The sequence below is a fragment of the Sphaerimonospora sp. CA-214678 genome (genome assembly GCF_050942215.1).
GTDB lineage: Bacteria > Actinomycetota > Actinomycetes > Streptosporangiales > Streptosporangiaceae > Sphaerimonospora.
This window is the reverse complement of sequence record NZ_CP192056.1, coordinates 3471821-3488359: the sequence shown is the minus strand read 5'-3', so window position 1 is coordinate 3488359 and position 16539 is coordinate 3471821. Positions and strand designations below refer to the sequence as shown.

The 16539-nt window shown below is 71.6% G+C and carries 15 protein-coding genes; 6 read left to right on the top strand and 9 right to left on the bottom strand.

All coding sequences use genetic code 11. From position 1 onward, the window contains the following. Nucleotides 1-23: 23 nt before the first annotated feature. From ACQP1K_RS15685 to ACQP1K_RS15675, 3 genes are all read right to left on the bottom strand, one after another. On the bottom strand, nucleotides 24-1739 hold the full coding sequence (locus tag ACQP1K_RS15685; RefSeq protein WP_433496438.1) for a lectin: 1716 nt from the start codon (nucleotides 1737-1739) through the stop codon (nucleotides 24-26). 395 nt (nucleotides 1740-2134) lie between these two features. Then, nucleotides 2135-2884: a GntR family transcriptional regulator gene (locus tag ACQP1K_RS15680; RefSeq protein WP_433496437.1), complete on the bottom strand. Its 750-nt coding sequence runs from the start codon at nucleotides 2882-2884 to the stop codon at nucleotides 2135-2137. A 404-nt stretch (nucleotides 2885-3288) separates the two neighbouring features. Further along, nucleotides 3289-4314 (bottom strand): MaoC family dehydratase, encoded by a 1026-nt coding sequence (locus ACQP1K_RS15675; RefSeq protein WP_433496436.1) that lies wholly within the window; start codon nucleotides 4312-4314, stop codon nucleotides 3289-3291. Nucleotides 4315-4458: 144 nt separating this feature from the next. Here ACQP1K_RS15675 and ACQP1K_RS15670 point away from each other — a divergent pair, with 144 nt between their 5' ends. Next, nucleotides 4459-5706 carry a CoA transferase gene (locus ACQP1K_RS15670; RefSeq protein ID WP_433501559.1) on the top strand — a complete coding sequence of 416 codons (1248 nt, stop codon included), beginning with the start codon at nucleotides 4459-4461 and terminating at the stop codon, nucleotides 5704-5706. 91 nt (nucleotides 5707-5797) lie between these two features. Beyond that, nucleotides 5798-6994: an acyl-CoA dehydrogenase family protein gene (locus ACQP1K_RS15665; RefSeq protein WP_433496435.1), complete on the top strand. Its 1197-nt coding sequence runs from the start codon at nucleotides 5798-5800 to the stop codon at nucleotides 6992-6994. Between the two features lie 115 nt (nucleotides 6995-7109). Here ACQP1K_RS15665 and ACQP1K_RS15660 read toward each other — a convergent pair whose 3' ends face one another. From ACQP1K_RS15660 to ACQP1K_RS15635, 6 genes are read right to left on the bottom strand one after another with little or no spacing between them, the layout of a single operon-like run. Further along, nucleotides 7110-7571: a MaoC family dehydratase gene (locus tag ACQP1K_RS15660; protein WP_433496434.1), complete on the bottom strand. Its 462-nt coding sequence runs from the start codon at nucleotides 7569-7571 to the stop codon at nucleotides 7110-7112. Beyond that, the gene (gene fabG, locus ACQP1K_RS15655) at nucleotides 7568-8311 is read right to left on the bottom strand and encodes a 3-oxoacyl-ACP reductase FabG (protein ID WP_433496433.1); all 744 of its coding nucleotides are present in this window, start codon (nucleotides 8309-8311) and stop codon (nucleotides 7568-7570) included. The genes ACQP1K_RS15660 and fabG overlap by 4 nt, the downstream gene beginning before the upstream one ends. A 33-nt stretch (nucleotides 8312-8344) precedes the next feature. Continuing rightward, the gene (locus ACQP1K_RS15650; protein ID WP_433496432.1) at nucleotides 8345-9136 is read right to left on the bottom strand and encodes an enoyl-CoA hydratase/isomerase family protein; all 792 of its coding nucleotides are present in this window, start codon (nucleotides 9134-9136) and stop codon (nucleotides 8345-8347) included. Between the two features lie 20 nt (nucleotides 9137-9156). Beyond that, complete coding sequence (locus ACQP1K_RS15645; RefSeq protein WP_433496431.1) at nucleotides 9157-10272, bottom strand: acyl-CoA dehydrogenase family protein; 1116 nt, start codon at nucleotides 10270-10272, stop codon at nucleotides 9157-9159. Nucleotides 10273-10315: 43 nt separating this feature from the next. Continuing rightward, the gene (locus tag ACQP1K_RS15640) at nucleotides 10316-11500 is read right to left on the bottom strand and encodes a CaiB/BaiF CoA transferase family protein (RefSeq protein WP_433496430.1); all 1185 of its coding nucleotides are present in this window, start codon (nucleotides 11498-11500) and stop codon (nucleotides 10316-10318) included. Next, nucleotides 11497-12795 (bottom strand): hypothetical protein, encoded by a 1299-nt coding sequence (locus tag ACQP1K_RS15635; protein WP_433496429.1) that lies wholly within the window; start codon nucleotides 12793-12795, stop codon nucleotides 11497-11499. The genes ACQP1K_RS15640 and ACQP1K_RS15635 overlap by 4 nt, the downstream gene beginning before the upstream one ends. A gap of 52 nt (nucleotides 12796-12847) precedes the next feature. On the opposite strand from ACQP1K_RS15635, the gene ACQP1K_RS15630 reads away from it, so the two are divergent. The 4 genes from ACQP1K_RS15630 (at nucleotide 12848) to ACQP1K_RS15615 (ending at nucleotide 16507) form a co-directional block, all read left to right on the top strand. After that, on the top strand, nucleotides 12848-13570 hold the full coding sequence (locus ACQP1K_RS15630; protein ID WP_433496428.1) for an enoyl-CoA hydratase/isomerase family protein: 723 nt from the start codon (nucleotides 12848-12850) through the stop codon (nucleotides 13568-13570). Next, a complete protein-coding gene (locus ACQP1K_RS15625; protein WP_433496427.1) occupies nucleotides 13567-14871 on the top strand; it encodes an acyl-CoA dehydrogenase family protein in 1305 nt (434 codons plus the stop codon). The genes ACQP1K_RS15630 and ACQP1K_RS15625 overlap by 4 nt, the downstream gene beginning before the upstream one ends. Nucleotides 14872-14967: 96 nt before the next feature. After that, entirely contained in the window at nucleotides 14968-15729 is a 762-nt protein-coding gene (locus ACQP1K_RS15620; protein WP_433496426.1) for an enoyl-CoA hydratase-related protein, read from the top strand. Continuing rightward, complete coding sequence (locus ACQP1K_RS15615) at nucleotides 15707-16507, top strand: enoyl-CoA hydratase/isomerase family protein (protein WP_433496425.1); 801 nt, start codon at nucleotides 15707-15709, stop codon at nucleotides 16505-16507. Before ACQP1K_RS15620 ends, ACQP1K_RS15615 begins: the two co-directional genes overlap by 23 nt. Nucleotides 16508-16539: the final 32 nt, after the last annotated feature.

Sequence of the window (16539 nt, the reverse complement as noted above, 5' to 3'; positions counted from 1 at the left end):
GCCGCACGATCGGTCCTCGCGGTCTACCTGGGCGTCAGGGTGAGCCGGTAGGCGCCGGAGGAGTCCTGGCCGCTGATCGGGATCGTGACTCCGCCGTTGGTGACGGGGTAGGCGGTCGACCAGAGCCGGGTCGCCGCCGACACGTTCGTCTTACGTCCCGAGCCCGGGACGTACTCCAGCGTGGCGGTCACGGAGGAGCCCAGGCCGCCGATCCCGTCCACCTGGATCGTGTTGTTTCCGGACGCGCCGCCGAAGACGATGCTGAACGTGCGCGCACCGGCGTCGTAGGCGGCCACGCCGTCGTTGTTCGTGGTCGGCGTCACCTTGACGATGTTGCCGGTCTGGTCGCCGTACCACTTGTACATCCAGTACGACGCGGTCGGCTGGCCGTTGTGCAGCAGGCCGTTGAGCGTGCCTGCCTCGTACCAGAACGCCCGCTGCGCGTCGCGCACGCCCGCGCGCTCGAACTGCGCCACGTAGTGGTTGGCGCTGCTGGGCACGTCGACCTCTCCGGTCGCGGCGTACTCGTTGATCGAGATGGGCCGCGGGGAGATGCCGAGCTCACGCTCCAGGTTACGGTAGGCCTGGACGTTGCCGGTGACCTGCCGCCAGCCGCTGAGCTCGTGCCATGACACCACTTCCGGCACCGTGTTCGTGGCCTTGGCGTTGGTCAGGAAGGCCCGCATCCGGTTGACGTCCCAGTACGAGTAGCTCGGGCCCATGATGGCCTTGTTCGGCTCGCTCTGCCGGATGCGCCGGTAGGTGCGCACCCAACCCTCGTTGAAGGAGACCCCCGAAGCCGAGGGCCAGGTCCAGTCCGGCTCGTTCCACGGTTCCCAGGAGTCGATGTTGGTCACGCCGGCGGACTTCGCCGCCGCGATCATTTTGTCGATCCGGCTGTACCAGTCGTTCCAGTTCGTCCAGTTGTAGGGGAACCCGTCGAAGCTGTCGGCCATGTCGACCGTGATCACCGCGCCGACGGCGGCGGCGTTACGCCAGATGTCCAGCGTGTCGCCGATCGGGTTCGGGTAGCCGTTCGGCCGGTGCTCGTGCAGCGGCGGCGGCTGCCGGAGCTGCTTCAGCTTCAGCGGCTGCATCATCGACACCGGCGGGGTGTTCGCGTCGGCCAGGCCGTACAGCATGCCCGATCCGACCCGGCTGACCGGCCGCACGACGCTGCTCGCGTCGACAGCGAGGGTGCTGCCGCCGCCTCCGGCCGTGGTGTTCCACCGCTGGTTGCTCTGCCCGTTGCAGGTCCACAGGATGACCGGGGTGCCGTTTGCGGTGTTCGCGTGGTCGACGTCCAGGCACAGGCCGGACTGGACGCCCTTGATGGAGCCGTCGGAGTTCCGCTGCCACTTCTGGTTGGACTGGCCGTTGCACGACCAGATGATCACCTGGGTGCCCGGTGAGGTCTGGTTGTTGTAGGCGTCCACGCACCGGGTGCCGTTCAGCGTGCGCAGCTCACCTGCGGAGGTGAAGTCGAACGCCTGGTTGGCCTGCCCGTTGCAGTCCCAGATGTTCAGGGGGGTGCCCAGCGTGTCGACGTTGCCCGCGACGTCCAGGCAGCGGCCGGAAGCGGCGCTGACCAGGGGCTCCGGTGCGGCTGAGGCCGGTGGCGCCACCACCCAGGCGAAGGCGGTGACGATCGCGGTGAGGAGGCCGGCCGCGGCGACGACCGGCGAGCGCGAGCGGCGGCCTGCCGCGGGGGCGGATGGATGGGCGGGTGATCGGTGCACTGTCTCTTCTCCTCGGGTCGGAGTGCGGCGGGGGAGGCCGTGCCGCGTGGCGGCAGCGGAGACGCGGACGGTATTTTCGGTGTTATCGATAACATATGGATTTAGAAGGTCCGCTGTCACCTGTCAAGACCCGAATGTCAGTCAGGGGGTCGTCCGGGAGCGGTGAGAGCGGCCGGCGGAGGCGGACGTCTTCCCCCCGACCTCCGGTTTTCCTCTGTTCAAAGGCCTGCGGCAAGGTCGGCGGACAATCCCGCCCGGCCGTCCGCCCGCCCGGCGCTGTGGTGAATTTTCACGACATCCGGCGCCTCGAACGCATTGACGGGGGAAGGTGAGAGCGGTAACACTTGGGCATGCCGTACAGGCCGTACCCGCCGACCCGCGGTGTTCGCGGTAACCTAGGCGAGGCTGCGGCGGAGTGTGGTCCGGTAGGAGTAGTGCTCGGGCAGGAAATGGCTGATGGCCAGCTCCACCGGTCGCTCGTCGGTGTCGAAGTAGAGCCGGTCGGCACGCAGCAGGGGATGACCGGTCGCGCAGCCGAGCCGCCGGGCGACCGGTGCGTCGGCGAGGGCGACGGTGATGCTCTGATCCGCTTGCGCGATGGGCGCCTCCAGCCGGGTGTCGAGCAGCCCGATGACGGTCGCGTCGCTGATCGCCCCCTCGGTCCCGAGCTCCGGTACGGACGTCAGCCGCACGCCGACCTCCGGCGGGAGGAACACGGTGGTCAGGCAGAACGGCGTCGCGTCGTGAAGCCGGCGGAACGTGAGGGCGTAGACCGCGTCGCCGGACAGCCGCAGCCTGCCCGCCGCCTCCACGTCGACCCGCCGGTGCAGCGGCACCGTGATGCTCATCCGGGTGTCGACGGACAGGCCCATGAGGTCCTCGACCGAGCCGAACTGCCTGATGTAGGCGCCGTTCCGCGAGGCGGCGAACGTCCCGCGCCCCGGAACGCGGTAGACCATGCCCTCCGCCACGAGTTCCTGGAAGGCGCGCCGCACCGTCTGGCGGCTCACCCCGTGCCGCTCGGCGAGTTCGGCCTCGGTCGGCAGGCGCCGTCCGTCCGCGTAGCGGCCCCGCAGGATCTGGTTGCGTACCTCCCGGGCGAGCACGGCATAGCCACTCTCCCGGCGACCAGCGCTCGCAACCATGCCCACCTCGGTTCCCACGCACCCGGTGCGGCACCCTCCGCTCAGAAGGAGGGTGACGGTGAAGGTCCTTCCGTCGCCGCCACTGCGGACGAGTCTCGGGCAAGCCTATCCGGCCTGTGTCCCCCGACCCACCCCGTGATCTTGCGAATTCTTGCAGGGAACCCTTCTGACCTGCGCTTACCGCTCTCGTGATCTTGCAGTTTCTTGCAGGCGTACCCCCTGACCTGCGTCTATGCCTTTCCTGATCTTGCGCTTGACTGCGAAGTGCAAGATCACGGATGGTGTTTTCGCCGGTCGGCGGGCAGGTCTGCGAGAAACTGCAAGATCACGAACGCGAAGTGCCTGCTCCTGGCGTCGGCTGCGAGAATTCGCAAGATCACGGCGTGGGAGGGGGTGAGTGCGACTCAGGCGAGCACGGCGATGTAGCGCCAGTCGAGGACGTCGGCGGGGGCGTGCCCCGGACGACCGGCCCGGACCCGGGACCGCAGGTGGGCGAGCCCGCCCTCGGCGAGCGGCTCAAGCCGTTCCACCTCGATCGTGCTGGTCAGCGTGTCGCCCTCGTGGACCGGGCCGAGGTGGTCGCAGCCGTGCCAGCCGACGACGGTCACGATGTCCGGCAGGGCGCGTACGGCCTGGTGCAGCGCGATGCCGATCGTGTGCCCGCCGTACACGAGACGTTCCGCCCCGCTCGCGGACGCGTCGTGGTGCACCTTGGCCACGTTCAGGGTCAGCCGGGCCAGCTCGGGCGCCGAGGAGACGACGTCGCCGCCCGCCACGTCGAAGACGGTCCCCTCGGTCAGATCGGCGAAGTGCGGGCCGGGCCGCCGCGCGCGGTAGACGGACAGGTCCCAGCGCGAGGCCACCATGCGGAGCTCCTCGCGCGACGGCGACGTCCCGGGCCCGGACAGGTCGTCGGCGTGCCCGGTGTCCACTTCGGCATCGCGCAGCGGCAGCATCGCGCAGCGCCGGAAGCCGAGGACCGGACGGCCGCGCTGGTCCACGGTGCTGATCCGCAGCTCGGCCAGCCCGGTCGGAGCACGGCCGGGCCGGCGTGAGTTCTGCCGCAGCCCGACGACCTCGGTGATCGTGCTCAGGGTATCGCCGAGCAGGGGCGCCCGGTGGAACACGACCCCTCGGTAGAAGAGGTTCGCGACCACGGTGTGCGTCGCGAGGGTCGACTGCCCGATGGCCACGTCCCAGACCAGGTTCGGCGCGGCGAGGCCGCGGGGGCCGCCGGGATCGCCGATCACCCGGTGGGACAGGCCGTGGTCCAGCACCAGGGGCAGCCGGCATCCGACGATCGCCTGATGTGCGGTCGCCAGTCCTTCGGTGAGCGTCACGGCGGGGGCGCCGTCGAACCGCCTGCCGATGTGGAGGTCCTCGAAGTAGGGGCCGTCCACCGGCACACGGTGCGGCTCGGCGGGGTTCATCGCATCCTCCAGCGGCGCTCTGGATTCGGAGAAAATGTACGGCCAAACTCTCATGCCACGCGCCTCAAGGTCAACTGCCTCCCCATTGACAGCGGCCATCCCGGCCGTGAATATGGCCGTACAAATCGAGGAGAGGGTGTGCGGATGGTCTTCGCTGCGGAAACCGCTCCGCTGCCGGGCGGGCCGCTGGCCGGTCTGCGGATCGTCGAGGTGTCGACGTTCGTCGCCGCGCCGCTCGGCGGCATGACCCTGGCGCGGCTCGGTGCCGACGTGGTGCGGGTCGATCCGCTCGGCGGTGCGCCGGACCACTCCCGGTGGCCGCTGGCGCCCTCGGGGACGAGCCTGTACTGGGCCGGGCTGAACAAGGCGAAGCGCTCGTTCTGCGTCGATCTGCGCTCGGACGAGGGCCGGGAACTCGTCACCCGGCTGATCGTCGATTCGGGCCCCGGCGGTGGCATCGTGCTGACCAATTCGGCGGGATCGTGGCCGGCGTTCGAGGCGCTCGCCGAGCGGCGGCCCGACGTGATCCATCTGCGCATCCAGGGCCACCACGACGGCGCCCCGGCGGTTGACTACACCGTCAACGCGGCCCTCGGGTTCCCGATGGTGACCGGCCCGGAGGGGCACGCGGATCCGGTCAACCACGTCCTGCCCGCCTGGGATGTGGCGTGCGGACTGTACGCGGCGATTGGCATCCTCGGCGCCGAGCGCGGCCGCCGGGTCACCGGCAGGGGACAGGCGATGACCGTGGCGCTGCACGACGTGGCCCTCGCCACCGCCGCCGATCTCGGCTTCCTCGCCGAGGCCGAGGTCGCCGGCGTCGAACGGCCCCGCGTCGGCAACCACCTGTACGGCGGCTTCGCCCGCGACTTCGCCACCCGCGACGGCAGGCGGGTGATGGTGGTGGCGCTGACCTCCCGGCATTGGCGGGACCTCGTCGCGGTGACCGGGCTCACCGGGGCCGTCACCGCGCTCGAAACCGCGCTGGGAGCCGACTTCTCCACCGAGGGCGACCGCTTCGCCTACCGCGAGGCGCTGGCCGCGCTGCTGGGCGGGTGGTTCGCCGGCCACGACCTCGCCTGGCTCGAGGACCGGCTGCGCGGCACGTCCGTGCTGTGGTCGACCTACCGGACGTTCACGGAACTCGTCCGCGAGCAGGCCGGCGAGCTGCGCGCCAACCCGATGATGGACGTCGTCGAGCACCCCGGCATCGGGAGGCATCTCGCGCCGGGCTCGCCCATCACCCTGCGGGGAGCCGAGCGGCGCGAGGTCGTACGGGCTCCCGTGCTCGGCGAGCACAACGAGGAGATCCTCCGCGACCTCGGCCTGCGTGACGACGAGATCGGGGACCTCTACGAGCGCCGGATCGTGTCCCCACCGCGATCGGGCTGACCCGGTGCCGCAGATCTCGACCCGCTCTCCCGCCGCCGCGAGCTCTGCCCGATCAGAAGGCGGGAAGGCAGCACGAGAAGGGCATCTACCGATGGGCAGGCTCGCACAGACTCCGGGACTCACCGACGTCCAGCAGGAGATCGTCCGGACCGTCAGGGAATTCGTCGACAAGGAGATCCTTCCGGTGGCCGGGCGCCTCGAGCACGCCGACGAGTACCCGCAGGCGATCGTCGACGGGATGCGGCAGATGGGGCTGTTCGGGCTGACCATCCCGGAGGAGTACGGCGGTCTCGGCGAGTCGCTGCTGACCTACGCCCTGGTGGTGGAGGAGATCTCGCGGGGCTGGATGAGCGTGTCGGGAATCGTCAACACCCACTTCATCGTCGCCTACATGCTGATCCGGCATGGGACGGAGGAGCAGAGACGACGGTATCTGCCGCGGATGGCCACGGGCGAGATCCGCGGGGCGTTCTCGATGTCGGAACCCGGCTGCGGGTCCGACGTGTCCGCCATCACCACCAGGGCCGTGCGCGAGGGCGACGGGTACGTCATCGACGGCCGGAAGATGTGGCTCACCAACGGCGGCTCGGCGAACCTTGTCGCTGTTCTGGTGAAGACCGACGAGGGCGCCGGCTCGGTCTACCGGAACATGACCACCTTCCTGGTGGAGAAGCAGGAGGGATTCGGCCAGGTCGAGCCCGGCCTCACGATCCCCGGCAAGATCGACAAAATGGGCTACAAGGGCGTCGACACCACCGAGCTCCTCTTCGACGGCTACCGCGTCCCGGCCGGGCAGATCCTCGGGGAGACCCCGGGACGGGGTTTCTACCAGATGATGGACGGCGTCGAGGTCGGCCGGGTCAACGTCGCCGCCCGCGGCTGCGGGGTCGCGCTGCGCGCCTTCGAACTCGGGGTGCGGTACGCCCAGCAGCGGGAGACCTTCGGCAGGCGGATCGCCGACCACCAGGCCGTACTGTTCCGGCTCGCCGACATGGCCGCCAAGGTCGAGGCCGCCCACCAGATGATGGTCATGGCCGCGCGCAGGAAGGACTCCGGCCGGCGCAACGACCTCGAGGCCGGGATGGCCAAATATCTGGCGTCGGAGTACTGCCGCGACGTCGTCGAGGACTCCTTCCGCATCCACGGCGGCTACGGCTTCTCCAAGGAGTACGAGATCGAACGTCTCTACCGCGAAGCCCCGATGCTGCTGATCGGGGAGGGGACCGCGGACATCCAGCGGATGATCATCGGCCGCCGCGTGCTCGAGGACTATCGACTGCCCTCGTGACGGGCGGGGAGCCTCCGGGAGCCGCCCCACGAGATCGTCGGCGCCGCCGAAACGGCGAGCCGTCGCGCCGCCGGCCGCCCCTCCGGATGATCGTGGTTCCGGAGGGGCGGCCCGTTCAGCCGTGCGGGTGGAAGAGGCTGACGGTCTCGGCCACCATCGCGGGCCTGCTGCCGCCCTCGATCTCCATCGTCGACCGCAGCACGGCCTGGACGCCGCCGGCGGCCTCCTTCGTCTCCTGAAGCACGGTGGTGACCCGTACCCGCGATCCGACCGGCACCGGGGCCGGGAAGCGCACCTTGTTCAGGCCGTAGTTGATCGACATGCGCAGGCCCTCGATCCGGTAGATCCGGCCCACCAGCGCGGGCAGCAGCGCCAGCGACAGGTAGCCGTGCGCGATCGTGCCGCCGAACGGTCCACGCGCCGCCCGCTCCGGGTCCACGTGGATCCACTGGAGGTCACCGGTGGCCTCGGCGAACATGTCGGTCCGCCGCTGGTCGACCAGCAGCCAGTCGCTCGTCCCGAGTGTCCGGCCCGCCTCGGCCCGGAACTCCTCGAGGTCGCGGAAAACGCGGGTCACATGTGCCTCCCGCCCGCCACCTCGATCACCGTGCCGGTGATGAACGCCGCCAGATCCGAGGCGAGGAACAGTACGGCGTTCGCGACGTCCTCCGGCTCGCCGATGCGGCCCAGCGGGATGTTCGCGAGCATCTGCTCCAGCACCCGCGGCGGCATGGCGGCGGTCATGGCGGTGCGGATCGGCCCCGGCTGGATGGCGTTCACCCGGATGTCGTGCCGGGCCAGCTCGCGGGCGGCGGCCTTGGTCAGCCCGACGATGCCGGCCTTGGCCGCGCTGTAGTTGGTCTGACCGAAGTTTCCGGCCTTTCCGGAGATGGAGGAGATGTTGATGATGGACCCCCGCCTCTGCTCCCGCATCAGCCGCCCCGCCGCGCGGGTGCCCAGCCAGGCGCCCTGCAGGTGTACGTCGATGACGGTCCTGAAGTCCTCCAGGGTCATCTTCGGCATCGAGGCGTCACGGGTGACGCCGGCGTTGTTGACCATCACGTCCAGGGTCCCGAACGCGTCCCGGCAGGCGTCCGCCAGCGCGCCGACGGCCCGCTCGTCGGTCACGTCGCACGGCACGGCCAGGGCCCGGTGCCCCTGCGCCTCGAGATCGGCGGCGGCCTTCTCCGCTCCCTCCGCGTTGATGTCGCTGACCACGACCGACGCCCCATGCCCGGCCAGGACCGTGGCGACCGCCAGGCCGATGCCCTGTGCCGAGCCGGTGACCACGGCCGCGCGGCCCTCAAGCAGCTTCATGTTCACGCACTTCCTCCGTTCCGTCGTCTGCCGTCATTCCGCCCACCGAGGCTCGCGCTTCTCGACGAAGGCGAGCGGTCCCTCGGTCTGGTCGTGGTGTCCCCACAGGCTCACCAGGTGCTGGGTGCCCACCTTGCACGCGTCGGTGAGTCCGAGCTCCAGCGCCGCCAGCAGCGCCTTCTTGGTCGCGGCCATCGCGGCGGGGGAGTTGCGGGCGATCTTCTCGGCCAGCTCCTGCGCCGCTTCGCGCAGGGTCTCCGGCGGGTCGACGACCTGGCTGACCATGCCGAGCTCGTAGGCGCGCTGGGCGGTCATCCGCTCATGGGCGCCGACCAGGGCCATGCGCATGACCGCCTCGAACGGGATCTTCTTCGCCAGGCCGATCGCCTCGATGGCGGTCACCTGCCCCACACTGACGTGCGGGTCGAAGAACGTCGCGTCGGAGGCCGCGATGACGACGTCGGCGTCGGCGACGAAGTGCAGGCCGCCGCCGACGCACAGACCGTTGACAGCCGCGATGACCGGCTTGGTGACCTTCTGGTGCCAGGAGGTGAAGCTCAGGTCGAAGTCGAGCATGCTGTCCTGGTAGCGCTGCATGCCCACGCCGTCGGTCGCCACCTCGGTGAGGTCGGCCCCGGTCTGGAAGGCCCGCCCCTCGCCGGTGTGCACGATGACCCGGACCGACGGGTCGCGATCCAGTTCGAGCCAGGCGTCGGCCAGCTCGTCGCGCATCCGGTTGTTCATGGCGTTCAGCACATCGGGCCGATTGTTGATCAGCCAGCCCACACGGCCCTGCCGCTCCATTTTGATCGTCTCGTACGTCATGCCGGTCGCGTCCTCTCGTGTCAGGCGATCTCGTGGTCGAGCATCCCGGCGAGCGCCGCGATGTGCTCGTCGGCCTCCCCGAGCAGGTGAGCGCTGGTGCGCGCCCGCTTGAAGTACAGGTGCGCGTCGTGTTCCCAGGTGAAGCCGATGCCGCCGTGCAGCTGGATCGTCTGGGCGGTGACCCAGGCCGAGGCCCTGCCCGCCATGAGCGCGGCCACCCGGGAGTCGCGGGCCGGCTGCCGCGACCGGGTGGCGGTGTAGACGGCGGAGCGTGCCGACTCGACCTGGATCAGCGCGTCGGCGAGCCGTTGCTTGACGACCTGGAACGAGCCGATGGGCCGGGCGAACTGGATGCGCGTCTTGGCGTAGTCGACGGTCATGTCCAGGCATCGCTGCGCGACGCCGGTCTGCTCGGCGGCGAGCAGCGCCCGGGAGACGTCCGAAGCGGCGGCCAGCGCCGCGTCGCAGCCGACCGGCCCCACGAGCTCCCCGCGTACGTCGTCCAGTTCCAGCCGCGCCATCTTGCGCGTCAGGTCCAGGGTGACCAGCGGCGCGGCGGTCAGTCCTGCCGCTTCGCGCTCGATGGCGAAGACGGCAGGGCCGTCCGATGTGCGGGCCACCACCAGAAGCAGGTCCGCGGCCGCGCCGTCGACCACGTGGCTCTTGGCGCCGCGCAGTCGCCAGCCGCCGCCCTGCCCGCCCGCCGCCGGGGCGGCCTCCGTGCGCACCGCCGACACATCCCACCGGGCGCCGGCCTCGGCGAGCGCGACGGTCGCGGTCAGCTCGCCGCGCGCGATGCGCGGGCCGTACCGGGCGATCGCGGCCTCGTCGCCGAGCTCGAGCAGCAGGGGGACGGCGAGCACCGAGGTGCCGAACAGCGGCGCGCAGGCCAGCCAGGTGCCGCACTCCTCGGCGGCGACCGCGAACTCGGCGGCCCCGAGGCCGCTGCCGCCGTGCCGCTCGGGCAGCATCAAGCCGGGGATGTCGAGCCGGACCAGCAGGTTCCAGGTGGGCTCGTCCCAGCCGCGCTCCGTCATCATGGCCGTGCGTATCGCCGCGGAGGTGCTGGTGGCCGACAGCGCGTCGCGTACGCTCTCGCGGAACTCTTCGAGATCCTCTTCCGAAGTGGTGGTCATGGCCGCTCCTGTCCGTCCGGAGTCCCGGGCTGTCTGTTCGGGGTCATGCGACGACGCCGTCGTCGCGCAGCCGCCGGATGGACGCCTCTCCGTAGCCCAGCTCCCGCAGGATCGCGTCGGTGTGCTCGCCGAGGGCGGGCACCGGGCCGTCCGGGACGTGCCACGCGGCGGTCACCGGCGGCGCGAGCGGGACGGTGACCGGTCCCGCCGGGCCGGGCACGGTCAGCCAGCGCCCGCGCGAGACGAGCTGGGGGTGATCGACGACCTCGGGCAGGTCGTTCACCAGGGCGCAGCCGATGCCGGCCGCGTGCAGCGTCGCGACGGCCTGAGCGCCGTCCATCCGGCCGACGACGGTCGCGAGCAGCTCGTCGATCTCCGCCCGGTTGGCCACACGCGCCTGGTTCGTGGCGTAGCGCGCGTCGTGGGCCAGCTCGGGCCGTTCCAGCACGGAGGCGGCGAGCCTGGCCCACTCGCGGTCGTTCTGCACGCTGACCGTCACCAGCCGTCCGTCGGCCGCCCGGTAGGCGTCGTAGGGCGAGATGGCCGGGTGGCTCATCCCGGAGGCGAGGTCCGGTGACGATCCGTGCCTGCGCACCACGAGCGGGTAGCCCATCCAGTCGGCCATCGCGTCCAGCATGGAGATCTCCAGCACGCAGCCGTCGCCCGTCCGCCCGCGTCGCAGCAGTGCGGCGAGCACGCTGGAGAAGGCGAACATGCCGGCCGCGATGTCGGCGACGGAGATGCCCGGCTTGATCGGCCGATCGGGGCTGCCGGTAATGGCGGTCAGCCCGGATTCGGCCTGGATGAGCAGGTCGTAGGCCTTGCGGTCGTCGTAGGGGCCGCCGGTGCCGTAGCCGGAGATCTCGCAGACGACCAGCCGGGGGTGGTCCGCGTGCAGACCGGCGCCGTCCAGGCCGAGCCGGCCGGCCGCTCCCGGCAGGAGGTTGTGGACGAACACGTCCGCCCCCGCGATCAGCCGCCGGGCCACCTCGCGGCCCCGCGGCGCCTTGAGGTCGAGCGCCAGCGACTCCTTGTTCCGGTTGGCCCAGGCGAAGTGCGCCCCGGTGCCGTTGGCGTACGTGTCGAAGTGCCGGGCGAAGTCGCCGCCGTCGGGCCGCTCCACCTTGACGACGCGGGCGCCCAGATCGGCGAGCTGGCGGGTGGCGTACGGCGCGGAGACGGCCTGCTCCATCGACACCACCAGCAGGCCGTCGAGCGGACCGCTCATGACCGGGAGAAGTGCTCGATCGCGGCGCGCAGCGTGCCGTCCAGCGTGGTCGCGCCGCCCATCGGCCGGGGCAGGACGACGGGCCCGTGCTCCCGGCTGGGCAGCAGGATGGTCGCTGTGCCCGGCGCGGTGACCTCACCGCGCTGGTTGGTGGCGGCCAACTCCAGGTCCACGGCCGGGTGCACGCCGTTGCCGTCCTCCATGAGGTGCTTGCGCACCACCCTGCCGGTGATCCACTGGGCGTCGCCGACATAGTTGAACTTGCGGAACTCCACCCGCACCCGCCACAGCCAGGCGTCGTCGCCCATCCAGTCGGTGCAGGCGTGGATCATCCAGGTCTCGCGCATGCGCCCGTAGTCGAAGGTCGTGGGATTGCCGGAGCGCCGGGCGAACTCGGGGTCCCAGTGCACGCGCTGCATCGCGTCCCAGACGCCCAGCTCGTCGCGGTGGTAGAAGCGCGGAATGCGGCGCCGGTTCCGGTACCCCAGCCGCAGGGGGGCGACACCGTACACGCCCATGCCCATCCCGGTGTGCCAGCAGACCATGTCGGTGACGGTGAGCGGGCCCTTCACCAGCGGGCTGATCTCCTCGCCTTCCTCGACGTCCTCGAACCAGCGCGGTTCTGGCCCGCGCGCCCGCTCGGCGGCGTACCGCGCGTCGATCTCCGCGATCCGCTCCTCGCTCCACGGCTCGATCGCGACGTCGTCGTACTTCTTGCGCTTACGCGCCTCGCTGCGCTCGGTACGGATCATCAGCCGGTACTGGCCGGCCAGCGGGGTGCCGTCGGCCGTGGCGAACACGTTGGCGTTCCACTCGTGCACGGCCCGCCCGCTGAACCGGCTCGGCTTGTCGAGCACGCCCACGAGGGCGTTGCGTCGATGCACCGCCTGGCCCGCGTACAGCGGCGACCACCACTCGCGCTCGCAGGCCGAGTAGAAGGCGTGCACGCCCCGCAGCGGGTCGCCCTTCACCTCGTCCTGCCTGGCCAGGTCCTCGTCGGTGAGCACGTCCTCGCCGATCAGGCTGTCCCCGCCGACCAGCGGGGGAGGGGCGATGGGCCGTCCCCAGCGGGAGCGGGTGGCGTGGTCCGGGTCGCACCAGAGCGGGTTGTCGTCGCCGTAGGAGCGGGCGACGATCCGGAACGCGTCGGTGCCCGGGCTCAGGTAGTGGGGCGGGACGGGGTTGGGCTGGGGGATGCCGATGCGTGCGCGCAACGCCGCGACCCCCTCGTCCGTGATGCGGGGACGGGTCTTCTCGTCCGTCGGAGCCATCTGCTGCTGCCTGCCTTCTCTCACCTTTTCTTTGCTATCTTATATATGCTTTGCCTGCCGAGGAACAGGGGGTCGAATGGCGTACGAGACGCTGGTGGTCGAGCGCCGGGGACCGGTGGGCTGGCTCGTCTTCGACCGGCCGCGGGCCGGCAATGCCATGGACGCCGTGATGATGGCCGAGCTGCCGAGGGCCTGGCGTGAGCTCGACGCGGACGACGCGGTGCGCTGCATCGTCGTCTCCGGGCGCGGTCGGGCCTTCCAGACCGGGCTGGACATGGCGGCGCTCGCCCGCGACCCCGCCAGTCTGCGCGAATCCGGCCGCAGGACCCGGGAGGGCGCGCTCCAGCTGACCGGCTGGCATCTCGGCGTGCGCAAACCCGTGGTCACCGCGGTCAACGGCGTGTGCGCCGGGGGCGGGCTGCACTTCGTCGTCGACTCCGACGTCGTGCTGGCCGCGAGTCATGCCACCTTCCTCGACCCGCACGTCAGCGTCGGCCAGGTGAGCGCCTGGGAGGCGATCGGCCTGACCCACCGGCTGCCGGCCGCGGTCGCCGCCCGGCTCGTGCTCGTCGGCGTGCACGAGCGGCTCGACGCCGTCCGGGCGCGGCGGCTCGGCCTGGTCGGCGAGGTGGTCGACGGCGCGGAACTGCCGGACGCCGCGCAGCGGGTGGCCGAGACGATCGCCCGCGCCGCCCCCGGGGTCGTGCGCGAACTCAAGGCGGCCCTGTGGCGCTCGTTGGATCTCGGCCTGACCGCGGCACGCACCGCTCACCACCACCACGGAGAGGTTCAGCCTTGACCGAGACCGATGCTTCCCTCGCCGGCCCCACCGGGCCGGATGTCAGCCCCGCTCTCGCCGCCGAGGCCGTGCGCGCGTGGGTGGCGGCCAACGTGCCGGCCGCCTGGCGCGAAGCGGGTGAGCGCGGCGGGCCGCGGGCCGTACGCGCGGTGCGCACCCGGCGGGAGTACCGCGAGTGGTACCCGCTGTTCGGCGCGTCCGGCCTGGTCGCGCCCGCCTGGGAGGTGCGGTACGGCGGGCTGGGCTGGACCCGGGCCGCGGCCGTGGCGGCGGAGGAGGTGCTGCGCGCCTACCACCTGCCCCGGCTGAACCCGCTCGGCCTCAACCTCGCCGCCCCCGCGCTGTTCGCGCACGGCACGGAGGAACAGCGGCTGCGCTTCCTCAAGCCGATCACCCGGGCCGAGGAGTTCTGGTGCCAGCTCTTCAGCGAGCCGGGCTCCGGCAGCGACCTCGCCTCGCTGTCCACCCGGGCCGAGCGCGACGGCGACACCTGGATCGTGACCGGTCAGAAGGTGTGGACGACCTGGGCCGACCAGGGGGACTTCGCCGTGCTGCTGGCCCGCACCGATCCCGAGGCCCCCAAGCACCGGGGCATCACCTACTTCCTGATCGGGATGCGTCAGCCCGGGATCGAGGTCCGGCCGCTGCCTCACATCGGCGGTGAGGCGGAGTTCTTCGAGGTGTTCCTGAACGGCGCCCGCGTCCCGGACTCCCAGCGGGTCGGCGAACCCGGCGCCGGCTGGCGGGTCGCCCAGGCCACCCTGGCCGGCGAGCGCCAGATGGTGTCGGGGGCCGGTTCGGGAGGCGGCGTCGACCGCGTGGGCGGCGTCAGTGCCTCGCACCTCGTCCGGCTGGCCCGGCGGCGCACCGAGTCGGGTCTGCCCGGCGGCTGGGACGACCACGCCACCCGCGCCCGTATCGTCGAGCTGTGGTGTGAGGAGCAGGTCCGCACCTGGACCAACCGCCGGGTCCGCGCCAGGATCGCCGGCAACCTGCCCCCGGGACCGGAGAGCTCGATCGGCAAGGTGCACGGCACCGACCTCAACCAGCGCATCCAGGAGATGGCCGCGAACCTCGCCGGTGAGGACGCGCTCGCCTGGCCCGGCTCCGTGGCCACCCCGGAGGAGTACTGGCGGTCGATGCCCGCGGAGGTGCGCGGAATGCTGCGCAGCCGCGCCAACACCATCGAGGGCGGCACCACCGAGGTCAACAAGAACGTCATCGCGGAACGCGTGCTCGGTCTCCCCAAGGACTTCGACCCCTACCGGGGCAGACCCTGGCGCGAACTGCCGCGAAGCTGAGCCCCCCGCCCGGAAGCGGCCACCGCCCCGAGCCGGCTCTCGATCTCCGCCGGAGAGACCGCCGTCCGACGGCCGCGAGACACCCACCAGGAGGACATGGTGACCGAACGACAGGCCGTCACGCTGACGGTCGAGGAGCAGATCGCGTGGATCACGCTGGCCGACGTCGAGCGGCGCAACAGCCTGAACCCCGCGCTCGTCGGGCAGCTCGCCGAGGCGTGCGCCGAGATCACGCGCGCCCGGGAGGCGAGCGTGGTCGTGCTGCGGGCCGAGGGACCGGTGTTCTCGGCCGGGGGAGACCTCGGCTCGCTCGGCGTGCCGGCGGACGACCCGACGGCCGTCTACCGGGGATTCGAGGCGCTGGCCGGGCTGCCGATCCCGGTGCTGGCCGCGGTGCACGCGCCGGTGATCGGGGCCGGGGTGAGCTTCGTGCTGGCCTGCGACGTGGTGGTGGCGGCCCGGAGCGCCACCTTCGACCCGCGCTTCCTCGACGTGGCGATCCACCCCGGCGGCGGGCACATGTGGCGGCTGGAGCAGCGCGTCGGCCGCCAGGGCGTCGCCGCGATGGTGCTCTTCGGCGACGTGCTGACGGCCGAGGAGGCGGAGCTGCGCGGGCTCGTCTGGCGTTCCGTCGAGGACGATGAGCTGCTCGACGTGGTCCGCCGCATGGCGGCACGGGTGGCCGGCCGGTCGCCGGAGCTGGTGCGCCGCACCAAGGCCACCATGCGGCTGAGCCGGGCCCTCACCGATCCCGCCATGGCGGCCGACATCGAGCGGATCGGCCAGGACTGGTCGGCCCGGCAGCCCGCCCACGCCGAGGCCGTCGCCCGGTTGCGTGACCGCATACGACGGCGATGACGTGGCCGTACGGCCCGCCGTGCCGTCCCGCGACCCCTTTCATGATCAGGAGATGGTGATGATCGTAGTGACCGAGCCCCGGCCGAGGGTCGTGCTGATCACCCTTGACCGGCCGGCGCGGCGCAACGCGCTGGATCTGGCCGGCTTCCGCGCGCTGGCCGCCGCGTGGCGCGAGGTGGGCCAGAGCGGCGCCCGGGCCGCCGTGGTCTCCGGGGGAGCCGACTTCTCCTCCGGCGCCGACCTGGCCACGTTCTCCGATGACATCGCGGCGGCCGTACGCGCCGAGCCCGCCGCCGGCGTGTGGGCCGACGTGCACTTCGCGCTGCTGCGCGATGTCGTGCTGGACGTCCCGGTGGTGGCCGCCGTCGAGGGTGTCTGCTACGGCGCGGGCATGGAGCTCGCCGGTGCCACCGACATCCGCGTGGCCGCGGAGTCGGCACGGTTCTGCCTCCCGGAGGTGCGGCACGGTTTCATCGCCAGCGGCGGATCGGTGGCCCGCCTTCCCCGGCAGATCGGTCATCCGGCCGCGATGCAGATCATGCTCACCGGAGAAGCCTTCGACGCCCGGCGGATGCGCGAGTGGGGGTTCGTCGGCGAGGTGGTGCCGGACGGAACGGCGCTCGACCGGGCCCTGGAGCTCGCCGAGATCGTCGCGGCCCGGCCGGCGGCCGCGGTACGCGCGCTCAAACGCGCGGTGGGCGAGGGTTCGCGCGGCACGCTGGCGGAGGCCTTCGAGGTCGAGTCGAGGGTGGCGCGGGAGCTGACGGCGACCGGGTGAGACCGTTTCGGTATGACCGAATAGTGCGTTAG

Coding starts and splice junctions, on each gene's coding strand:
- ACQP1K_RS15670 (WP_433501559.1), top strand. CDS start 4,459: ATGGTCTTCGCTGCGGAAACCGCTCCGCTGCCGGGCGGGCCGCTGGCC.
- ACQP1K_RS15675 (WP_433496436.1), bottom strand. CDS start 4,314: ATGAACCCCGCCGAGCCGCACCGTGTGCCGGTGGACGGCCCCTACTTC.
- ACQP1K_RS15645 (WP_433496431.1), bottom strand. CDS start 10,272: ATGACCACCACTTCGGAAGAGGATCTCGAAGAGTTCCGCGAGAGCGTA.
- ACQP1K_RS15620 (WP_433496426.1), top strand. CDS start 14,968: ATGGTGACCGAACGACAGGCCGTCACGCTGACGGTCGAGGAGCAGATC.
- ACQP1K_RS15650 (WP_433496432.1), bottom strand. CDS start 9,136: ATGACGTACGAGACGATCAAAATGGAGCGGCAGGGCCGTGTGGGCTGG.
- fabG (WP_433496433.1), bottom strand. CDS start 8,311: ATGAAGCTGCTTGAGGGCCGCGCGGCCGTGGTCACCGGCTCGGCACAG.
- ACQP1K_RS15640 (WP_433496430.1), bottom strand. CDS start 11,500: ATGAGCGGTCCGCTCGACGGCCTGCTGGTGGTGTCGATGGAGCAGGCC.
- ACQP1K_RS15665 (WP_433496435.1), top strand. CDS start 5,798: ATGGGCAGGCTCGCACAGACTCCGGGACTCACCGACGTCCAGCAGGAG.
- ACQP1K_RS15680 (WP_433496437.1), bottom strand. CDS start 2,884: ATGGTTGCGAGCGCTGGTCGCCGGGAGAGTGGCTATGCCGTGCTCGCC.
- ACQP1K_RS15630 (WP_433496428.1), top strand. CDS start 12,848: ATGGCGTACGAGACGCTGGTGGTCGAGCGCCGGGGACCGGTGGGCTGG.